Here is a 16,987-nt window from a genome sequence, read left to right on the forward strand (position 1 = left end):
ATTGCCTGCTAAAACGTCTTCAAATATAGATCATGGCAGGTCTGTCAGTCACACCAACTGATCATCAGCGCAACCTCACAGGTAAGCTGTGACAGAGATCGTTCCGGTACAATACGACCAAATCGATCAGAGATTCAGCTCATCCACCCAGTTATTCATAAAATCAAATGGCAACGAATAATGATTCAGCTTTGCACAGTACACCCACTCCAACGGTACTAGCGGTGTATCTATTTTTAGCGAAAACCCATGAAGTTTGGCAATATTCAATAACACCAATAGCGGTGTACAAATTAAATCTGCGGTAAATCCTCCTTCATAGCTTGCCGCTTTTTTTAGGTATTTGTTAATCAACATGTCATCAATTATTTTTTGCATACCACTGAAATCAGATTCAGCCAAGGCCTTATAGAAGAAATAGTGATAAAAATGCTTGTTTATAAAATTATTATTAGGAGGATCATTTATGACGATATTACATAGCTTCTTAAGTGTGCTCCAGTCACCGCGAATCGCAACATAAGGAATATATGTCCAAAAATCGATTGATTTATGACTTGCAATCCTATCCGGAAAGAAATATTGATCAATATTATTTGCATACCATTTTACAACTGTTGTTTTTTTTGATATCAAGGACGGCAAAAGAAATTGAAAATTTATACCATTTGCTTTTCTTTCTTCTTCTATCGATAGTGCCCTAATGAAAAATAAGGATGTTGCAAAAAAGTAATTCTGTACAGATACAATATCTTTCTCAACAAACCAGGCATAGACGGCTTTTGCAGTGCAATAAGAGCTTAAAAGCCTCATTGAATTGGTAACAGAACCTGTATTATTAACCACATTATTGATTAAAGAATAGAAGTTACCTTCCTCAAAACCATCAATATGAGATTTCACATGCGCAATTCTCGCAATCGGTTTCTCGTTCATTTTCTCAAGCGTCATCACTCACTCGCAAAATATAGATCATTACTGCTAGCCACAGACCTTGATTAGAAGTCATATCTGCGCCAAGTTCAAAACGCATGACTACCCCCCTGTAAAAACACTATCTTAGTTTGAGGGACCCAATCCACAGCTAAGAGCAGCGGCTCAGAGCAAGCCGAAGAGCACTGCCCATTGCTTCAGGAATGCTTGAAGCTGGAATGACGACATTCACATCTCCATTAATCCCTTCCCAGCCTTCTAATTATGCATGGTGCGTGGGGGTAAAAGTAATTACATTATTTTTGCTCTCAATGCCCACATTTTTCATACCTTTAAACAGTGCACGTTTTGTCTTGTAACCATGTAATTCCATCAAAGTACTGACCCACACAGGATAATTAACTTTGTAATCTCCCAGAGACACATCAAACTCCACGCCGGCTGGAAAAGTAAGCCCTTCTCGAGGGGCAGGGAGCACCCATCGGCTATGGGCCAGCGTATCTTTCAGCGCTTCACCTAATGCCAGATCACTGGCATCGGGAGGAAATATGTATTGCTTGCCCTTGGGGTCGCGATTAGATCCACCTCGATAGCCAGAAAAGGTATCCATACAGATAAAATCGGCATTACACACCACTCCCGCCCAATAACCTCTAGTTACTTCATTCATTTGATCACCGTAATTTTGACTTTTACATCCTTACTTTGCCCGTATTGAATCGCCCTTTTGATTTGCATCCATTGCGATGATGTGCTGTTGTAAGGAATAGCGATAAAATTTTTATGCTAATAATTTAAAGGCAATAATTTCATTATTAGATGATGCGAAAAGCAAATTTCAACTAAATACTCGTCGCTAAAATTGCCATCTTTTATTTAGTAGTTATTTCGCAGCAGCTTTCAAAGTCTCCAGCGATAGCTCCTCATCGTACATCGGCCAATCTTCTCTGGCGCGCTTGAGTACGCCCTGCATCAAGTCATCGAGAGGGGGAACTGCCTGCACTGGCGGTAGCTGATCAAAGGGGGCGGCCATCAATGGATGGTCGAGAATGGGGTTCTCCAAGCCTTCCCATTGTCGCAAACGGAAAAGAAATAGAATTTCTACAGGCACCCGTTGCAGATAATTTTCGGTATTAAAGTCGAAGAATTTCTTCAAGGTTTCTTTACCCGAACTATAGGTGTGACGGTCGCATGCCGCTAGCAAGCATGGCACAAGGTCTTCTGGATTGGGTGTGCGCCAGTGTACAAGCAATGTTTCGTAGATCGGCTCATCATACGCATAGGCGGGCCATTGGTGATGACAGTCACCCACCCAGTCAGCAAACAGCCGGAGGATAAAAGCCTGTGCCCGGCGATGTTCTTCGCGATATTGTAATGCCAATTGATAATCTCGGTTCAGTGCGGCATGAGTAAGGTAACCTTGATAAATTGCCTCTTCTTTCCAGCCTATCATGGCCATCACGGCCAACATATGGGCAGCACTTTCCATATTGAACATCTTAAGGCTGCGGTTAGCCCTTTCTGTAAGAAGGGAGTTGAAACGATGGTGCCAGAAAACGTTCTGAAGTTGCGACACTTGGTAATAACGTAACCAGTAGGCTATATGACAGCCCCAATCCTGATAATCAAATACGCGAGCAAGGATGCTGTAGATTTTGGGACAACTAAGCATATCAAAGTCACTGAAAGTCACGTTATTTCTATTTGGTATATTTTCTGGCGACCGATTTGCATCATTCCTTGTAATATATTCTAGAATATTTGACCGCACCCATTCTTCATATCCATCGATATTGGGATTCAATAAAGCTGCAATACTTTTTTGCTTAGGCCACTTGGGGTCTATGCCCAATCGTTCACAACGCTTCATTTCCTGAGTCATCAATTTTTTCAACCAAAAAAATTTTCAATAACTTGCTTGAAAATTATGCCATTAGCAACACAATATAGAAACCTTGCCCTATTGAGACCCAACAAAAAAGGATGCACTGGGCATCCTTTTTTTGGGGCGACACGACAGTCAAATTATGCAGAGGTCGTTTCTTCTGTCGCTGGCTGCAGCAATCTCGCCAATAGTGCGCCATTCAGTTCTTCCGGCAACGGAATACTTACCGCATAACCACTACCAGAAGCCACTTCTACTGGTTGCAAGTTATTCGTATTGCGCATGCTAGTCACTTCGATCACACGGTTGCCACTTGGGTGAATCACTTCTAGGCGATCGCCCACACCAAAGCGGTTTTTCACATCGATCTTAGCCCAACCATCAACGATATCTAGTACATCGCCCACGTACTGGCTGCGGCCAGACTCAGAGTAGCCGCTCATGTAGTTTTGGTAATCTTGGGTGTGATGGCGTTGGTAGAAACCATCGGTATAGCCACGGTTTGCCAAGCCTTCCAACTCGCCCAATAGCGTTGGGTCGAATGGGCGGCCCGCCATTGCATCATCAATCGCACGGCGGTAAACCTGCGCAGTACGTGCCACGTAGTAAAGTGACTTGGTACGACCTTCTACTTTTAGCGAGTTCACACCAATTTTCGCCAGACGTTCTACGTGCTCTACCGCGCGTAGGTCTTTACTGTTCATGATGTAGGTGCCGTGTTCGTCTTCCAGAATCGGCAACAGGCTACCCGGACGATTGGCTTCTTCGATCAGGTAAACATTGTCTGCCATTGGGTGGCGCGGCATATTACCTAGGCCAGAGAAAGACTGATCCGCCTCTTCCATCGCCTTGCGGTAATCAAACTTGATGGTTTCCACCGGAATACGCGCGATATCGCCAGTTTCATTTTCTGCAGCAGGTTGTACGTTGTAATCCCAGCGGCAAGAGTTGGTACAGGTGCCTTGGTTAGGATCGCGGTGGTTAAAGTAACCAGACAACAAGCAACGGCCAGAGTAGGCAATACATAGTGCCCCGTGTACAAATACTTCTAGTTCCATATCCGGGCAACGCTGACGAATTTCTTCCACTTCGTCTAGGCTCAGTTCGCGAGACAAAATCACGCGGGTCAGGCCAATTTTTTGCCAGAATTTTACGTCAGCCCAGTTTGTCGCGTTCGCTTGTACGGACAAGTGAATAGGCACTTCTGGCCATTTTTCACGCACCATCATAATCAAACCAGGATCGGCCATGATCAGCGCATCTGGCTTCATCTCGATGACCGGAGCCATATCGTTTAGATAGGTTTTTAGTTTGGCGTTGTGCGGGAAAATATTGCTCGCCACAAAGAACAATTTGCCGCGAGCATGCGCGCCATCAATCCCTTGCTTGAGTGTTTCTAATGAAGAAAACTCGTTGTTACGTGCGCGCAAGCTGTAGCGAGGCTGGCCGGCATATACCGCATCAGCACCATAATCAAACGCTGCATGCATTTTGGACAAAGAGCCTGCAGGTAACAAAAGTTCGGGAGAAGCTGCCATGGTGAATTCCACTAATCAATCTACTAGAGGGAGGCAATTATACAGAAAAATCATTATAAATCAGACCCTTCTGTGAGTAGGGTTGTTTTTTCTATCGCCTTTTTACCAATGTCTAGGAATCGGCAGGAAAAAATTACAACAGTTTTTCTTGCCTAAGGCAGACCAAGCACATACAATAAGAACGAACGTTCTAAATAAACCGATCATAGGTCTAGCCATGCCACCACCAAACAAAGACAGAGACTATCTGGCGAAGCTGCAAGATTACTATGCAGACTTTCGTTGTCTTCCCTCTTACGCCAGCATGGGGCAATTGCTAGGCTTGGCGTCAAAGTCGGCAGTATCTGCCTTGGTCAAACGTTTACAGTTGCAAGGGTTTCTTGAGACCTCGCCAGATAAAAGACTAGTGCCAACCAAAAGTTTTTTTGGTCGCCCAATGGCGGAAGATGTCGTGCGGGCTGGCTTACCAAGTGAAGTGCACGATGGCATGCAAGAAGCACTGAATATCGATGAATACCTAATTGATAAACCTTCTGAAACCGTCCTGATTGAAGTAAAAGGCGATTCGATGATCGAGGCACATATTCAGGAAGGTGATATTGCGGTGGTGGAAAAGCGCCTGGTCGCTAATCCGGGGGATATTGTCGTCGCGATTGTTGATGGCGAGTTTACCCTTAAATACCTGGAAAAAGACGGCATCCACTATCTGCTTCGACCAGGTAATTCTGCCTACCCAGTGATCCGCCCTACACAATCGCTACAAATTTTTGGGGTGATGGTCGGGCTGATTCGTAAGATGTAATTCACCAATCTCTCTGGTTAAACAACCAAGAAAACAAAAAGCCACTATCGACTGATAGTGGCTTTTTGCTGAACGTCAATTCAAACTACTCGGTTTTATCTTTTACCAATTAAGGTTTAAGCCTTACCTTCAGAAGCCGCTTGGGCTGGCATCATTGGTTTTTTAGTTGCCGTTTGGTGGCTAGCTTTCTTCAAGAAGAACCAAACCGCAGCCCAATACACGGCATAGAAAATCACTAACATTAGGGAAGGTTGCGCTCTATACCCCGTTAGTCCTGCCAGTAAGTTTCCAAAGCCTTCTGTATCAGCCAACAAGGCACTGCTATCCCAGATAGGGTCTACCAAAGTAGGTAACCACTCGAAAGACTGCATTTTTTCAACACCGGTTACCAGCAAAGAAGCAGCTAGTAATAACAGTAGTGTTTCAGAGAAGCGGAAAAACGCACGCCATGAAAACACTTTGCTACCGGCTTGTAAGATCCAGAAAGAGAATAAGGCAAGTACAAAACCAGATAAGGCAGACAAGACAAAGTTCACCATATTGGTACCTTCTTGCGCCAAGCCCATGCCGTACAAGAAGATAACGGTTTCACTTCCCTCACGGGCGACAGCAATCGCCACCAAGGTCAGCATTCCCCACCAATTGGCCGCTTTTGCATTTTCTGCCATGCCTTCTTCTAGCTCTCGCTTCAAAGTTCGGCCATGCTTACGCATCCAGACCACCATCTGCACAATTAAGGCAGATGCCACTAATACCATGCCCATCTGGAAATAATCTTGTGCATCACCAGCAAAGAAATCTTGGAAGATCAAAATGGCTGCACCAAGAATCGTCGCAAGGCCTAAGCCCACACCTACGCCGCCCCATAGATACTTCATCCCATTTTTTGCATCTGGGTTAGCTCTTAACCAAGCATAGAGAATACCAATCACCAGCATGGCCTCTACGCTTTCACGCCAGACAATAAAAATTACCTGTTCCAATGATTTCTCCGAAAGTATTCGCTTAGAAAATTACTTAGCAACAATCTTGCCTTGCGCAGTCGGCTGGTTCTCGTGGAATTCATCCACAAATTTATATTCGCCCGCTTTTAGCGCTTTAATCGCGATGATGCTAGTCGCGCCTGGCGCGATAACTTTTTCCTTTTTCAGCGGAATGCTTTCAAACTCGGCAGCCGTTTTGCCACTGTTTTTCACTTCAATTTTGAACGCTTTATCTGCAGGCACTTCTAGTTTTTGAGGGGTAAGTACACCATCTTTAATATCTAGCTTATAAACCTGAGCATCTTCTGCGTGAGCCACCGCAGCAAGACCAGACAACAACACAGCAACCAGTAATTTTTTCATCATGCAAACCTAATTGATCAAGATAACGATTATGATAATTATTATCAATTAAAATCAAAATGTAAAGATATTTTAAAGCACGGCTTCCAACCTTTTTGACCACATACACCGTTCTATCTGTGCTTTACATGACATATATATAGGATTGAAATACACTGGCATGATTGGTGTTCTGGTTATATGTAATGTAATGAAAAAACAATCTAACTTTTTCCAACCAAACATTATTCTCTTAACCGTCTCGCTCGTAATTACGCTCGGGTTTTGGGGGTGGAGTCATACATTTAACGACACCCTACTTTGGGCGGAAGCGTTTGGTATTGCCGGTGGTGTACTGATGGTATGGCGATGCTTACTGACTTTGCGCAAACGCCAGATTGGCCTATTGACGATTGCCAATATCGTTGTACTTTCTGTTGCCTTTGGTGCACTCGCACTCATCCTCAATCGAAACTTTCCGTCTACGCCTACCTTCAAGACGGTACTGACCATTCAATCTATTTCTCATGGGAAAGGTGGCATCGTGGTGACGCTAACCGATAAGGCAAGCAACACCTACCAAAGCTTTATGCACTTGCCCCCCAACGCCAACGTTGGAGACCAACTTCGAATGACGTTGCAAATGGGCGGCCTTGGTTTTCCATTTTATGAGCCAAACAGTCTACAATTACAAAAATAAAAAGCCTGCGATGCATTACCATCACAGGCTTTTTAATTAGCGCTAGATCTACTTAGCGAATTACGCGACTTGTCTTCTTGCCACCATCTGGCCAGAAATCACTGCTAATTGCGCAGCATTCAGAAGCCTTGCTGCGTGCGGATACACAAGCTCCTCTTCCTCTTTCGCATGTTGCAAATAGTTCATTGCAAAACGCGTTGCAACGCCATCATGGTTAAGCGCAATCGAGAAGCCTTCCGACAACGCTTTTAGACGCTGACGAACCGCCTGCCAATCGTTATACATACGAGAATGCTCGGCTTCCAATCTTGCCATAGCAGACAAAACAGCGACTTCTTCGCTATCCCCCTTAATCGCTTCTTTCAGGGCTGGAAATAAATCTTCTTCCTCATCATGGTGATGAGCAGGTGCAGCCTGATCAAAATAACGCAGAATATTAGCTGCAGATTGCATCGCGTCCGGGCAATTGCCTTCCAACTCTAAATGACTCACCAAGCGAATCAAGTTCTGGCAAAACTTACGGATGCGACCGTGACAAGCCTCTAGCATTTCTAGAGGAGTCTCCAAAGAGGGTATTTCTTCATGCAACAGCAATTTGAACTCCTTCATCCTGTTCCAACTGAGGCATTACACCATTCAGCAGGTAATTAATTAGCTCTCTCACAGGACGAACTGCGTTACCAAATGGCAACGATTCGGATCCTCTGAAGAACAGCCCCTTGCTGATCTCCCCTTTTAATGCTGCAGCCAGTTGTGAATCGATACAAAACTGACCGATTTTGGCAATCCCATCGCGTAATCCACACGCAGACAAACAATTTAGTCCAGTGGTACAACGAGAGGCATCACATTTTGCCTTTGACTGCAGGAAGCTTTCACGCTTCAGATAGTTTTTTAACCATGGTGTTAATACACCGCGAGCAGGCAAACCAGCCACACTCATAAATTCAACAATATCATCCTTGCCAGCACCCGCTAGCACAGACTTAAAGTTTGGATGCGCATCGCCTTCTTGAGAAACGGCAAACGCAGTGCCTAATTGCACACCAGAGGCCCCCCAACGGAACACATCTTGCACTTTGTCGTAACTATTAATCCCACCAGCAACAATCAGTGGGATCTCATTTTCAATGCCCATTTCGCGGAATAATTCCAGCGTACCTTCTAGCACAACATCAAAATCAAATTTACGATCACCCAAATCATCAATTTTGGCAGCACCTAAGTGGCCACCCGCAAACTTTGGATGCTCGATCACAATCGCATCTGGCTTACGGCCTTTTTTCATCCATTTTTTCAGCACCAGCGCAATGCCACGTACTTCTGACAAAATCGGAATCAACGCCACATTCGGGTGATCTGCAGCCATTTCAGGCAAATCAAACGGCAAACCAGCACCCATTACGATTGCATCTGCACCGCTTTCGCAGGCTTGACGAACATAGCGCGCATGGTCTGCAACCGCCTTCATCACGTTCACCGCAATTAAACCATTACCGCCAGATAATGCTTTTGCCGCTTTAATCTCACGATCTAACGCCGTTAAATTCGCTTGATTAAGTATTTCTTGGTCCCGTACACGGTGACACATCTCTAACAAATCAGGATGGTGGTGTTTTAAATCCACACTTGCCAATGTACCAACAGCCCCTTCTCTCGCAACGCTGCCAGCAAGGCTATGCGCAGACACCCCTACGCCCATACCCCCTTGGACTACCGGCAAAACCGACTTGCCACGTAGGCGCAACAAAGGGAAAGGAGAACTGATCTGAGACATAAGAGCCTTTCAAAAAGAGTATTTCTAACTAATCATCTTTAATTAGAATGCCAGCAAAACAATTTAACTGTATTGAGTTGTATCAAAAAAGCAGAATAGACATTCTTCACGAAAGCAAAGAAAGCACAGGCAACCAAGATTTAATGACAAAGATTTACAACATAAACATATAAATCAATTACTTATCAGATGATTGTAACGGACTTAGTTGATAACACAGTATACTAATGGTCAAAAGAACGTCAGTTGGGATATAAAAATTGCAAGCAATTGTAGCCTTCACCACTATTGTCGGCGCTGCGAATGTACTCACCCAAGCAGCAGAAGTTGCCCCATATTGCCAAGATTGGCGTGGTCGTTACCACGGTTCTGTTATGGCAGTGATTCGCCCGGCAACCACAGATGAAGTCTCTAAAGTGGTGCAGTATTGCCACGCCAATCATATTTATGTAATCCCGCAAGGTGGAAACACCGGTCATTGCGGTGGTGCAGCCCCCACCCAACACACGCCAGCCATCATTCTATCTTTAAGCCGGTTAAACCACATTCACTGTATTGATACAGAAAACCAAACCATTACCGTTGGCGCTGGTTGTACACTTGGCCAAATCCAGACCATCGCCAGCCAGCATGATCGTCTCTTTCCCCTATCATTAGCGGCAGAAGGCAGCTGCCAAATTGGCGGCAATTTATCGACCAATGCGGGTGGTGTTCAAGTTTTACGCTATGGCAATATGCGCGACCTTACCTTGGGCTTAGAGGTGGTTTTGCCAGATGGTAACGTTTTAAACTCACTGAGCGGGTTACGCAAAGACAATACCGGCCTAGATATCAAACAGTTGTTTATTGGTGCAGAAGGCACGCTAGGTATTATCACAGCCGCAACGCTTAAGTTATTCCCTGCCATCAAACATCAAACCACAGCACTTATCTCACTCGCATCGCCATCCGACGCCGTGCAGCTATTAAATGCAGCGCAATTGCAATTTGGAGATCGACTCACCGCGTATGAGTTGATCTCTCATATTTGCATGGGCTTAGTCACACAGCACATTCCCGGCGCAAAATTACCGCTAAGCGAAACAAATGAGTGGTATGTTTTAATGGAGGTATCAGACACGTGGGAGCACTCCCCGCTTACCGAGATGGTGGAAAGTTTCCTAATGAACCAAACTAGCGTGATTGATGCCGTCATCGCCCAAAGTTTGCAACAAACCCAAGCATTGTGGACATTAAGAGAATCTATTTCAGAAGCGCAGAAAAAAGATGGGCTATCGATTAAACACGATATTTCTGTACCTACCTCACAGATGGAACACTTTATTCAAGTCACCAGTCGCATCCTACAAGAAGATCAGGCAGATTATCGATTACAGATTTTTGGGCATCTGGGAGATGGCAATTTACATTTTAATGTAGGAAAGGCACCCGAAAGCCAATTGGACCTCGTGCCACTGGAAAAGCATATTAATCATCTGGTGTACGAACAAGTAAAGCAAGTAAATGGCTCTATTAGTGCAGAGCATGGCATCGGACAATTAAAAAACAACGAACTACCGCGATATGCAGATCCGGTTAAAATTGCCCTCATGCAACAAATTAAACAGGCACTAGACCCACAAGGCATCATGAATCCCGGCAAGGTTTACCCAAGCTCTTCAGCTAGCTAACGCGACCTAGTATTTTATCGGCCGCACGGTAGCCCCACCAAGCGGCCTCTTCAAACACCGAATAGCCAGATAAATCTGAATGTGCAAAAAGGACTCGCCCACTTTGTGCGCGAAGCTGCTTCAACCCTTCATTACTTAAAAAACCGGGAGTGGGAGTGGCCATTGCGTGTGCGCGCACGCTAATCTCTGCGCGTGCCAAACGACGATAAAGTTGATGTTTATCGTAAACCAGCTCTAAATCTACCATTGCTGATGCAAAGAGCTCATCTTCAGTTGCTTCTGCTAACCACTCCCTCGCTTTTTTCGCGTCATCAAAAGGGAGAGTCCGGTATGCGGTGAACACGGTCTTTTCAGGCCGGTATTGCCGAATCCATTGGTGCGTCGCTACGACATATCCTAACCCTTCGCTTCCAGAAACGATATTGTCCCAAGCAAGCGTTTCACCAGGCTTCTCTTCTGGAAAATCATCCAAGATAAAGTTAGTCACTAACCAAGGAGAATGCACCGGCATATGCTGTTTATCATCAAAGCCAAATGCATTTAATGGCAACAGATGCTTCGTCACGTGGAGCGGCATCGCCATCACCACTCGATCGGACTCTATTCGATATTTCTCAGTTGGTGTTTGTATATAGACAGCAACGTTTTCACCCTTCAGTTCTACTTTCATTGCCATACCATCTCGCAATTGATGAGGGGCTAATTTGGCTGCCATCCACGAGGCGGGTTTACCCAATCCCTCAGGCCAAGTCAGTAATCCACCATCAGCAGCATTCGCGGCATGCCCATCACGACCGGCAAAATAATGAATCCCCGCCCACGCTGAAACATGTTTTAGCCCTGCGCCATAATCATCTCGGCAGGCATAGTCCAAATAGTCGAGTAAATGCGGATGCGTAAACTGCTGGCTTACTAGCCATTCTTGAAAAGTCAGCTTATCTAAATGATGCCAACGGGTATCAGAAGACAGTTGAGCAATCGGCATATCAAATAACCGCTTTCCATCCTGCCCCAATTGATTCTTTAGCGAATCAACCAATAGAAAAAAACGTTGAAACTGTTTCTTCGCCTCGTCGGCATTAAGAAATAAGCCCTCCTGCCAACTCGCAGATTGAGGATCAAATATTCTTTCATCAGGAGAGTGTAAGATCGCCCGTTCATCATAATATGGTGCTTTTCCATAGACATCTTTTTGGCTAATGCCCATCTCTGCAAGCAACTCTCTCACATGCACCGAGCTTAAAGACGGAAAAGGTAAATAGTGGGCCCCTTTTGGGTATAACATTCCCTCGCCAGCATCGCCAAACGCAGCGTTACCATAACGTTCTGGCCCGGTGATTACCACAAAGTCATGAAAACCCGCTTTGTCCAATTGCCAAGCACACGTCAACCCAGCAATCCCACTTCCTAAAATCACAACGGGGAGACGTTCTTTTAATGGAAAGTCAGCAGCACGCCAAGGCTCACGCACTTGGTGTCCTTGCTTCATCCCGACTCGATCCACCGTGATGTCTGGCAACCGTTCTTGCCAACGCCATTTAGCACCAACCGTCCCTAAAGCAGCAGCGCCCAAAAAGAAAAATTGGCGACGATTCATTATCGAATAACCTGATGCCAATCTTGCTCAAAATAATGAACCAAAGATTGATTATCTAACCGGTTAGGAATCATCTTCATCGGTTTCATATCCGCCGGAAAACTAAACATACGTTTTGTTTCCACAGGGTCTAAGTAGCGCAGTGGAATCGCATACTGATTTGGCGGAACAAAGTCGGCGGTCTTACCCGCCAAGATATAGCCCCATTCTCCAAAAGAAGGGACATACGTATGGTATGGCCATGTATTCAAGCCCGCCTCTTTTAACGTCGCATCAATACACCAATAAGAACGCGGCGCAAAATACGGGGAAGTAGACTGCACGACTAAGCGGCCGTGCCAAGCCAAATGCTTTTGCATTAACTCGAACATCGGCACGGAATACAACTTACCCAGTGCATAATTAGAAGGATCGGGGAAATCCACAATAATGGCGTCAAACATCTCTGTATTCGACTCCAACCATTGCCCCGCATCTTGATTAAATACTTTTACTCTTGGATTCGTCAGTGAATGCTGATTAAGCTTTACCAAACGCTCTGCCGTGCTAAATAACTTTGTCATTTCCGGATCAAGATCCACCAGCACCACTTGTTTAATATTTGGGTACTTTAAGATTTCCCGCACAGCTAAACCATCACCGCCACCAAGCACCAACACTCGTTTCGCCCAAGGCTGGCTAGATAACAGCGGATGCACCAAAGACTCATGATATCGATGCTCATCTTTGGAAGAGAACTGCAAATTTCCATTGATATACAAGCGCAAATCATCTTTCCATTGCGTTACCACTAATCTCTGGTAGGGGCTCGTATGAGAAAAAATGGTTTCATCGCCAAACAAGCCTTTTTCAGCCCATTTGGTTAATTGATCCGCGGAAACAAACGCAAGAATCAGCCCCCCGAGAATCACCCCACCGCGCACCCGCTTGGCTGTTACTTGTTTTATCTGCGCCTGAAAACAGTGAGCTGTCCACAACGCAATTAGTACATTAAAAATACCAAATAATAATCCAGTACGGATCATGCCTAAATGCGGTGCCAGCACCAGCGGAAAAAGCAAGGAAACCGCCAACGCACCAAGGTAATCAAACGTAAGTACTCGGCTAACCAAGTCTTTCAATGCCAGTTGCTGACGATCTAATACCCGCATGACGAGTGGAATCTCCATCCCTACGCCCATCCCAATCAGCAATACTAACGCATATAAAACAGAGCGAAATGGTGAAGACAACCACGCGAAAACAGCAAACAGAATTAATGCAGAAATACCGCCAATTAAACCAATCAACAACTCAATATCAATAAACCGACTGAGTGCATCTTCATCTTTAATATACTTAGAGCAATGCGAACCTATCCCCATTGCAAATAAATAGCATCCAATGACACTGGAAAACTGTAAGAGCGAATCCCCTAGCAAGTAGCTAGACATTGCCCCTGCGATTAACTCATACGCCAAGCCACAAGACGCAACAATAAAGACAGAAAAGACTAACAAACGATCAAGCATTCAGTAACGGCATCCAACAAATAAGGCAAAATCAACCACGATTCGCGATTAAAGGGCGAAAAAAGTGCGTTGCTGGTTTGCCAAATAAAAAATAAACCGATAGCATAACCCTAATAACCATATTTCGCACAAGGAAATACAGTATGCATCTACCTGGTATTTCAAGTTATCTCGTCTTTTTACTCAGTGGCTTTGGCCTGTTGCTAGCATTCATGCTCATCTACACAAAAACCACGGTCATTAACGAGTTTCAATTAATCAAAGAAGGCAACATTGCAGCCGCCTTATCTTTGGCTGGTGCCGTACTAGGCTTTAGCCTCACCTTAGCATCCAGTGCACTACATAGTAATGGCATTGTGCCTTATCTTCTGTGGGCTTCAGTTGCCATGGTCATCCAACTATTAACCTACCTACTGGTTAGCCGCTGTTTCCCGACCTTAAACACGGAATTAGCCAATAATAACGCTGCCATGGGCCTGTTAGTGGGCACCATCTCACTCACCACTGGCATCATTAATGCGGCTTGCCTGTCTTAAGTAAGCGTGCCTAGACAACATCGCCCCCATACACAAGAAAGATCAATATGAGCATCGGATCATTTATTAAGAAGCAATTTATTGACATTCTGCATTGGACAGAAGAAGTAGATGGTGTGCTCTCTTGGCGCTATCCGATGCAGGATTTTGAGATTCAATACGGAGCAAGCCTCACCGTTAGAGAGTCGCAAATCGCCATTTTTGTGAATGAAGGCAAAATTGCGGATGTATTTGGGCCAGGTACCTACAAGCTAACCACCCAAACCCTACCTGTACTTACTTACCTGAAAAACTGGGATAAACTTTTTGAATCCCCATTTAAATCAGATGTGTACTTCTTTAGCACCCGACTTCAATTAGGTCGAAAATGGGGCACACCACAACCGGTCACCATCCGAGACAAAGATTTTGGCATGGTCAGACTACGTGCGTTTGGCATGTATTCTTACAAATTGGTGGATGCAGAAAAATTCCACAAAGAGATTAGCGGTACACGAGAAAGCTATTCCAGAGAGGACCTAGAACAACAGCTTCGAAACCTAGTGGTTAGCTCATTAACGGCCACCTTAGGTGGTAGTAATGTCCCATTTTTAGACATGGCTGCCAATCAGTTAGAAACTGGCAATCTGGTCAAAGCCAATCTAAGCGCTGCATTTGAACAATATGGCTTTGCTTTAGATAACTTTGCCATTGAAAACATCTCCCTACCGGAAGAACTCCAAAAAGCGATCGACACCCGCATCTCCATGGGCATGATTGGCAATATGGGCACTTATACTCAATACCAAACCGCACAGGCCATTCCATTAGCAGCACAAAATGAAGGTGGCTTAGCAGGCATGGGAGCAAGCTTAGGTGCGGGTTTACAAGTGGGCCAGGTGATGGCACAAGCATTACAGCCGAACCTACAACCTACAGCGCCAATGCCAAGTGCATCAGTAGTAGCAGCCCCTACCTCACCTACTGAAGACTTAGAAGCTAATTTGCTCAAAATGAAAAGCCTCCTAGATAAGGGCTTAATCACACAAGCAGATTACGATACGGCCAAAGCTGAAATCCTTAAAAAACTAATCGGGTAATGGATTAATGTTTCAGACCGCTTGTCCCTCTTGTGGGGCACCCGTTTCATTTCGCTCAGCAACATCCGCGATGGCAGTATGCGAATATTGTCAAACCACGATATTGCAACATGGTGCTTCAGTCGAAATGGCCGGCAAAATGTCGGCCATTCTAGAGGACTACTCACCAATACAAATAGGTACAAGTGGCATCTTTAACGGCAATGCCTTCCAAACGATTGGGCGTATTCAGCTTCGATACGAAGATGGCTTCTGGAATGAGTGGTACATCTGGTTTGATGATGGCACGACAGGCTGGCTATCAGATGCTAGTAATCAGTTTGTCATTACCCTTTCTGATGGCGAAGTAAGCAATCCACCCACCTTTGAATCGCTCATTCCGGGAAGCATTTTCTCGCACAAACAGTCCTTATTTATTGCTAGCGATGTTCGCACTGCACGCTGCACGTCCGGCGAAGGTGAATTACCGTTTGTCGTCGCAGAAGGTTGGGAGTTGAAGGCTGCTGATTTTCGCTCCAGAAACCTCTTTCTGACGCTCGATTATAGCGAATCAACCTCGCCAGAATGCTTTGTCGGTAAGGCCGGATCTGTTGAGGAGTTCAAACTACAGAATTTACGTACAGACGACATCATTGCGGAAAAAGCTGGTCGAATCAAAAATAAACTAAGTAGTCTTAGTTGCCCGGCTTGCGGTAGTGCTATCCAATTTGTTCCTGGCGTTGCCGCTCAGTTGGTTTGTCCTTCGTGCCAGTCCACGATCGACGCCACACCAGAACAAGCGGTGATCCTATCCAAAAAGAAAGCAGAAGCATCGGTCTTTTCGACGCTGAAATTAGGGGATGTTGCCACCATACTTGGCATTAAATACACCTTAATTGGCTGCATGCGATGCCTAGAAGTAGGCGAAGAGAATAGCAACTGGTGGGAATACCTACTCTTCCATCCAAGGAAAGGTTTTCTCTGGTTGGTTGAGTCAGATTCGGGATGGGAACAGGTAAACGTGCTGAACAACTGGCCTGCAAAACAATCAGGCAAAGAAGTGAATTACAACAGCCTAAGTTATCAGCATTTATATGACTACCAATCCAAAGTCACATACGCAGCTGGGGCATTTAACTGGCGTGTCAATATTGGAGACACCTCACACATCAGCGATTTTGGTAAAGGTGATCAAAAGCTAACCCTAGAAAAAACAGAGAATGAGCTATCTTGGAGCTTAGCAAAAAAATTACCGGCTAAAACCGTTGGCGCATGGTTTGGTCAAACGCTAGAAGAAACGGCCCAATCAACAGAGGACAACTCAGCTGAATTAATAGAAATCGCAAAGGTCTTTTCTTTCCTGTTTGTCATGGCAAACGTTGTACTCCAAGATGAGCTAGCCATTGGCACCATCATTTTGGGACTCGTACTGCTATGGATCCCTGTGCTATTTGCTAAACTAATAGTGAAGTAACGATGACGAAACTGGTTTATATTCTTTACGCTATCGCCATTTCTTGCAGCTTGACGCTCTACAACGTCAAAACAAATAACGATCACTCAACCTACAGAAGCTGGGGGCGAAGTGGCAGTAACTCAGGCATGTCTAGTGGCGACTGGTATTCGGGTGGACATCACAAATAGCCCCACGATGC

Annotated in this window: 17 protein-coding genes and 1 pseudogene; 7 read left to right on the top strand and 11 right to left on the bottom strand. The window is 45.1% G+C overall.

Annotated elements, in window-relative coordinates:
* Positions 1–126: 126 nt before the first annotated feature.
* The 5 genes and pseudogenes from LIN78_RS06385 to trhP all read right to left on the bottom strand — a co-directional run bounded on the left by LIN78_RS06385 (position 127) and on the right by trhP (position 4,356).
* Positions 127–951, bottom strand: coding sequence for a hypothetical protein (locus LIN78_RS06385; RefSeq protein WP_227179681.1), 825 nt, complete (start codon positions 949–951; stop codon positions 127–129).
* Between the two features lie 133 nt (positions 952–1,084).
* A pseudogene (locus tag LIN78_RS06390) lies at positions 1,085–1,603 on the bottom strand (contact-dependent growth inhibition system immunity protein).
* Positions 1,600–1,707: an endonuclease toxin domain-containing protein gene (locus LIN78_RS18385; RefSeq protein ID WP_373307745.1), complete on the bottom strand. Its 108-nt coding sequence runs from the start codon at positions 1,705–1,707 to the stop codon at positions 1,600–1,602. Before LIN78_RS18385 ends, LIN78_RS06390 begins: the two are co-directional and overlap by 4 nt.
* Before the next feature lie 109 nt (positions 1,708–1,816).
* Positions 1,817–2,815: a hypothetical protein gene (locus LIN78_RS06395; protein WP_227179685.1), complete on the bottom strand. Its 999-nt coding sequence runs from the start codon at positions 2,813–2,815 to the stop codon at positions 1,817–1,819.
* 143 nt (positions 2,816–2,958) lie between these two features.
* Positions 2,959–4,356 (bottom strand): prephenate-dependent tRNA uridine(34) hydroxylase TrhP, encoded by a 1,398-nt coding sequence (gene trhP / locus LIN78_RS06400; RefSeq protein ID WP_227179687.1) that lies wholly within the window; start codon positions 4,354–4,356, stop codon positions 2,959–2,961.
* A 217-nt stretch (positions 4,357–4,573) separates the two neighbouring features.
* Between trhP and LIN78_RS06405 the strand changes: the two genes are divergently transcribed.
* Positions 4,574–5,158 (top strand): LexA family protein, encoded by a 585-nt coding sequence (locus LIN78_RS06405; RefSeq protein WP_227179689.1) that lies wholly within the window; start codon positions 4,574–4,576, stop codon positions 5,156–5,158.
* A gap of 116 nt (positions 5,159–5,274) precedes the next feature.
* On the opposite strand, the gene LIN78_RS06410 is transcribed toward LIN78_RS06405, so the two are convergent.
* Both LIN78_RS06410 and LIN78_RS06415 read right to left on the bottom strand, forming a co-directional pair.
* Positions 5,275–6,141, bottom strand: a complete 867-nt coding sequence (locus LIN78_RS06410) for an FTR1 family iron permease (protein WP_227179691.1) — start codon at positions 6,139–6,141, stop codon at positions 5,275–5,277.
* Between the two features lie 30 nt (positions 6,142–6,171).
* Positions 6,172–6,504, bottom strand: coding sequence for a cupredoxin domain-containing protein (locus tag LIN78_RS06415; RefSeq protein WP_227179693.1), 333 nt, complete (start codon positions 6,502–6,504; stop codon positions 6,172–6,174).
* 190 nt (positions 6,505–6,694) lie between these two features.
* Here LIN78_RS06415 and LIN78_RS06420 point away from each other — a divergent pair, with 190 nt between their 5' ends.
* Complete coding sequence (locus tag LIN78_RS06420) at positions 6,695–7,183, top strand: hypothetical protein (protein WP_227179695.1); 489 nt, start codon at positions 6,695–6,697, stop codon at positions 7,181–7,183.
* Positions 7,184–7,243: 60 nt separating this feature from the next.
* Here the strand turns inward: LIN78_RS06420 and LIN78_RS06425 are convergent, their stop codons facing one another.
* Together LIN78_RS06425 and LIN78_RS06430 are read right to left on the bottom strand one after the other, a co-directional pair.
* On the bottom strand, positions 7,244–7,732 hold the full coding sequence (locus LIN78_RS06425; RefSeq protein ID WP_264474527.1) for a hemerythrin domain-containing protein: 489 nt from the start codon (positions 7,730–7,732) through the stop codon (positions 7,244–7,246).
* A gap of 31 nt (positions 7,733–7,763) precedes the next feature.
* Positions 7,764–8,960: an NAD(P)H-dependent flavin oxidoreductase gene (locus LIN78_RS06430; protein ID WP_227179699.1), complete on the bottom strand. Its 1,197-nt coding sequence runs from the start codon at positions 8,958–8,960 to the stop codon at positions 7,764–7,766.
* A 260-nt stretch (positions 8,961–9,220) separates the two neighbouring features.
* Here LIN78_RS06430 and LIN78_RS06435 point away from each other — a divergent pair, with 260 nt between their 5' ends.
* On the top strand, positions 9,221–10,630 hold the full coding sequence (locus LIN78_RS06435; RefSeq protein WP_227179702.1) for an FAD-binding oxidoreductase: 1,410 nt from the start codon (positions 9,221–9,223) through the stop codon (positions 10,628–10,630).
* Here LIN78_RS06435 and LIN78_RS06440 read toward each other — a convergent pair.
* Positions 10,623–12,227, bottom strand: a complete 1,605-nt coding sequence (locus LIN78_RS06440) for an FAD-dependent oxidoreductase (RefSeq protein WP_227179704.1) — start codon at positions 12,225–12,227, stop codon at positions 10,623–10,625. The genes LIN78_RS06435 and LIN78_RS06440 overlap by 8 nt on opposite strands.
* A complete protein-coding gene (locus LIN78_RS06445; RefSeq protein WP_227179706.1) occupies positions 12,227–13,738 on the bottom strand; it encodes a polyamine aminopropyltransferase in 1,512 nt (503 codons plus the stop codon). The genes LIN78_RS06440 and LIN78_RS06445 overlap by 1 nt, the downstream gene beginning before the upstream one ends.
* A 143-nt stretch (positions 13,739–13,881) precedes the next feature.
* Between LIN78_RS06445 and LIN78_RS06450 the strand changes: the two genes are divergently transcribed.
* From LIN78_RS06450 to LIN78_RS06465, 4 genes are all read left to right on the top strand, one after another.
* Positions 13,882–14,274, top strand: a complete 393-nt coding sequence (locus LIN78_RS06450; RefSeq protein WP_227179708.1) for a DUF350 domain-containing protein — start codon at positions 13,882–13,884, stop codon at positions 14,272–14,274.
* Between the two features lie 53 nt (positions 14,275–14,327).
* The gene (locus LIN78_RS06455; protein WP_227180238.1) at positions 14,328–15,353 is read left to right on the top strand and encodes an SPFH domain-containing protein; all 1,026 of its coding nucleotides are present in this window, start codon (positions 14,328–14,330) and stop codon (positions 15,351–15,353) included.
* 70 nt (positions 15,354–15,423) lie between these two features.
* Positions 15,424–16,806 carry a DUF4178 domain-containing protein gene (locus tag LIN78_RS06460; RefSeq protein ID WP_227179710.1) on the top strand — a complete coding sequence of 461 codons (1,383 nt, stop codon included), beginning with the start codon at positions 15,424–15,426 and terminating at the stop codon, positions 16,804–16,806.
* A 2-nt stretch (positions 16,807–16,808) separates the two neighbouring features.
* Positions 16,809–16,976: a hypothetical protein gene (locus LIN78_RS06465; RefSeq protein ID WP_227179712.1), complete on the top strand. Its 168-nt coding sequence runs from the start codon at positions 16,809–16,811 to the stop codon at positions 16,974–16,976.
* Positions 16,977–16,987: the final 11 nt, after the last annotated feature.

This window comes from Leeia speluncae (genome assembly GCF_020564625.1).
In the GTDB taxonomy this organism is placed as follows: Bacteria; Pseudomonadota; Gammaproteobacteria; order Burkholderiales; family Leeiaceae; genus Leeia; species Leeia speluncae.

Bases quoted from the DNA above. Each gene is read 5' to 3' on its own strand.
- LIN78_RS06395 (WP_227179685.1), bottom strand. From the start codon at position 2,815: ATGACTCAGGAAATGAAGCGTTGTGAACGATTGGGCATAGACCCCAAG.
- LIN78_RS06465 (WP_227179712.1), top strand. From the start codon at position 16,809: ATGACGAAACTGGTTTATATTCTTTACGCTATCGCCATTTCTTGCAGC.
- LIN78_RS06445 (WP_227179706.1), bottom strand. From the start codon at position 13,738: ATGCTTGATCGTTTGTTAGTCTTTTCTGTCTTTATTGTTGCGTCTTGT.
- LIN78_RS06440 (WP_227179704.1), bottom strand. From the start codon at position 12,227: ATGAATCGTCGCCAATTTTTCTTTTTGGGCGCTGCTGCTTTAGGGACG.
- LIN78_RS06430 (WP_227179699.1), bottom strand. From the start codon at position 8,960: ATGTCTCAGATCAGTTCTCCTTTCCCTTTGTTGCGCCTACGTGGCAAG.
- LIN78_RS06385 (WP_227179681.1), bottom strand. From the start codon at position 951: ATGACGCTTGAGAAAATGAACGAGAAACCGATTGCGAGAATTGCGCAT.
- LIN78_RS06415 (WP_227179693.1), bottom strand. From the start codon at position 6,504: ATGAAAAAATTACTGGTTGCTGTGTTGTTGTCTGGTCTTGCTGCGGTG.
- LIN78_RS06450 (WP_227179708.1), top strand. From the start codon at position 13,882: ATGCATCTACCTGGTATTTCAAGTTATCTCGTCTTTTTACTCAGTGGC.
- LIN78_RS06425 (WP_264474527.1), bottom strand. From the start codon at position 7,732: ATGCTAGAGGCTTGTCACGGTCGCATCCGTAAGTTTTGCCAGAACTTG.
- LIN78_RS06460 (WP_227179710.1), top strand. From the start codon at position 15,424: ATGGCAGTATGCGAATATTGTCAAACCACGATATTGCAACATGGTGCT.
- LIN78_RS06420 (WP_227179695.1), top strand. From the start codon at position 6,695: ATGAAAAAACAATCTAACTTTTTCCAACCAAACATTATTCTCTTAACC.
- trhP (WP_227179687.1), bottom strand. From the start codon at position 4,356: ATGGCAGCTTCTCCCGAACTTTTGTTACCTGCAGGCTCTTTGTCCAAA.
- LIN78_RS06405 (WP_227179689.1), top strand. From the start codon at position 4,574: ATGCCACCACCAAACAAAGACAGAGACTATCTGGCGAAGCTGCAAGAT.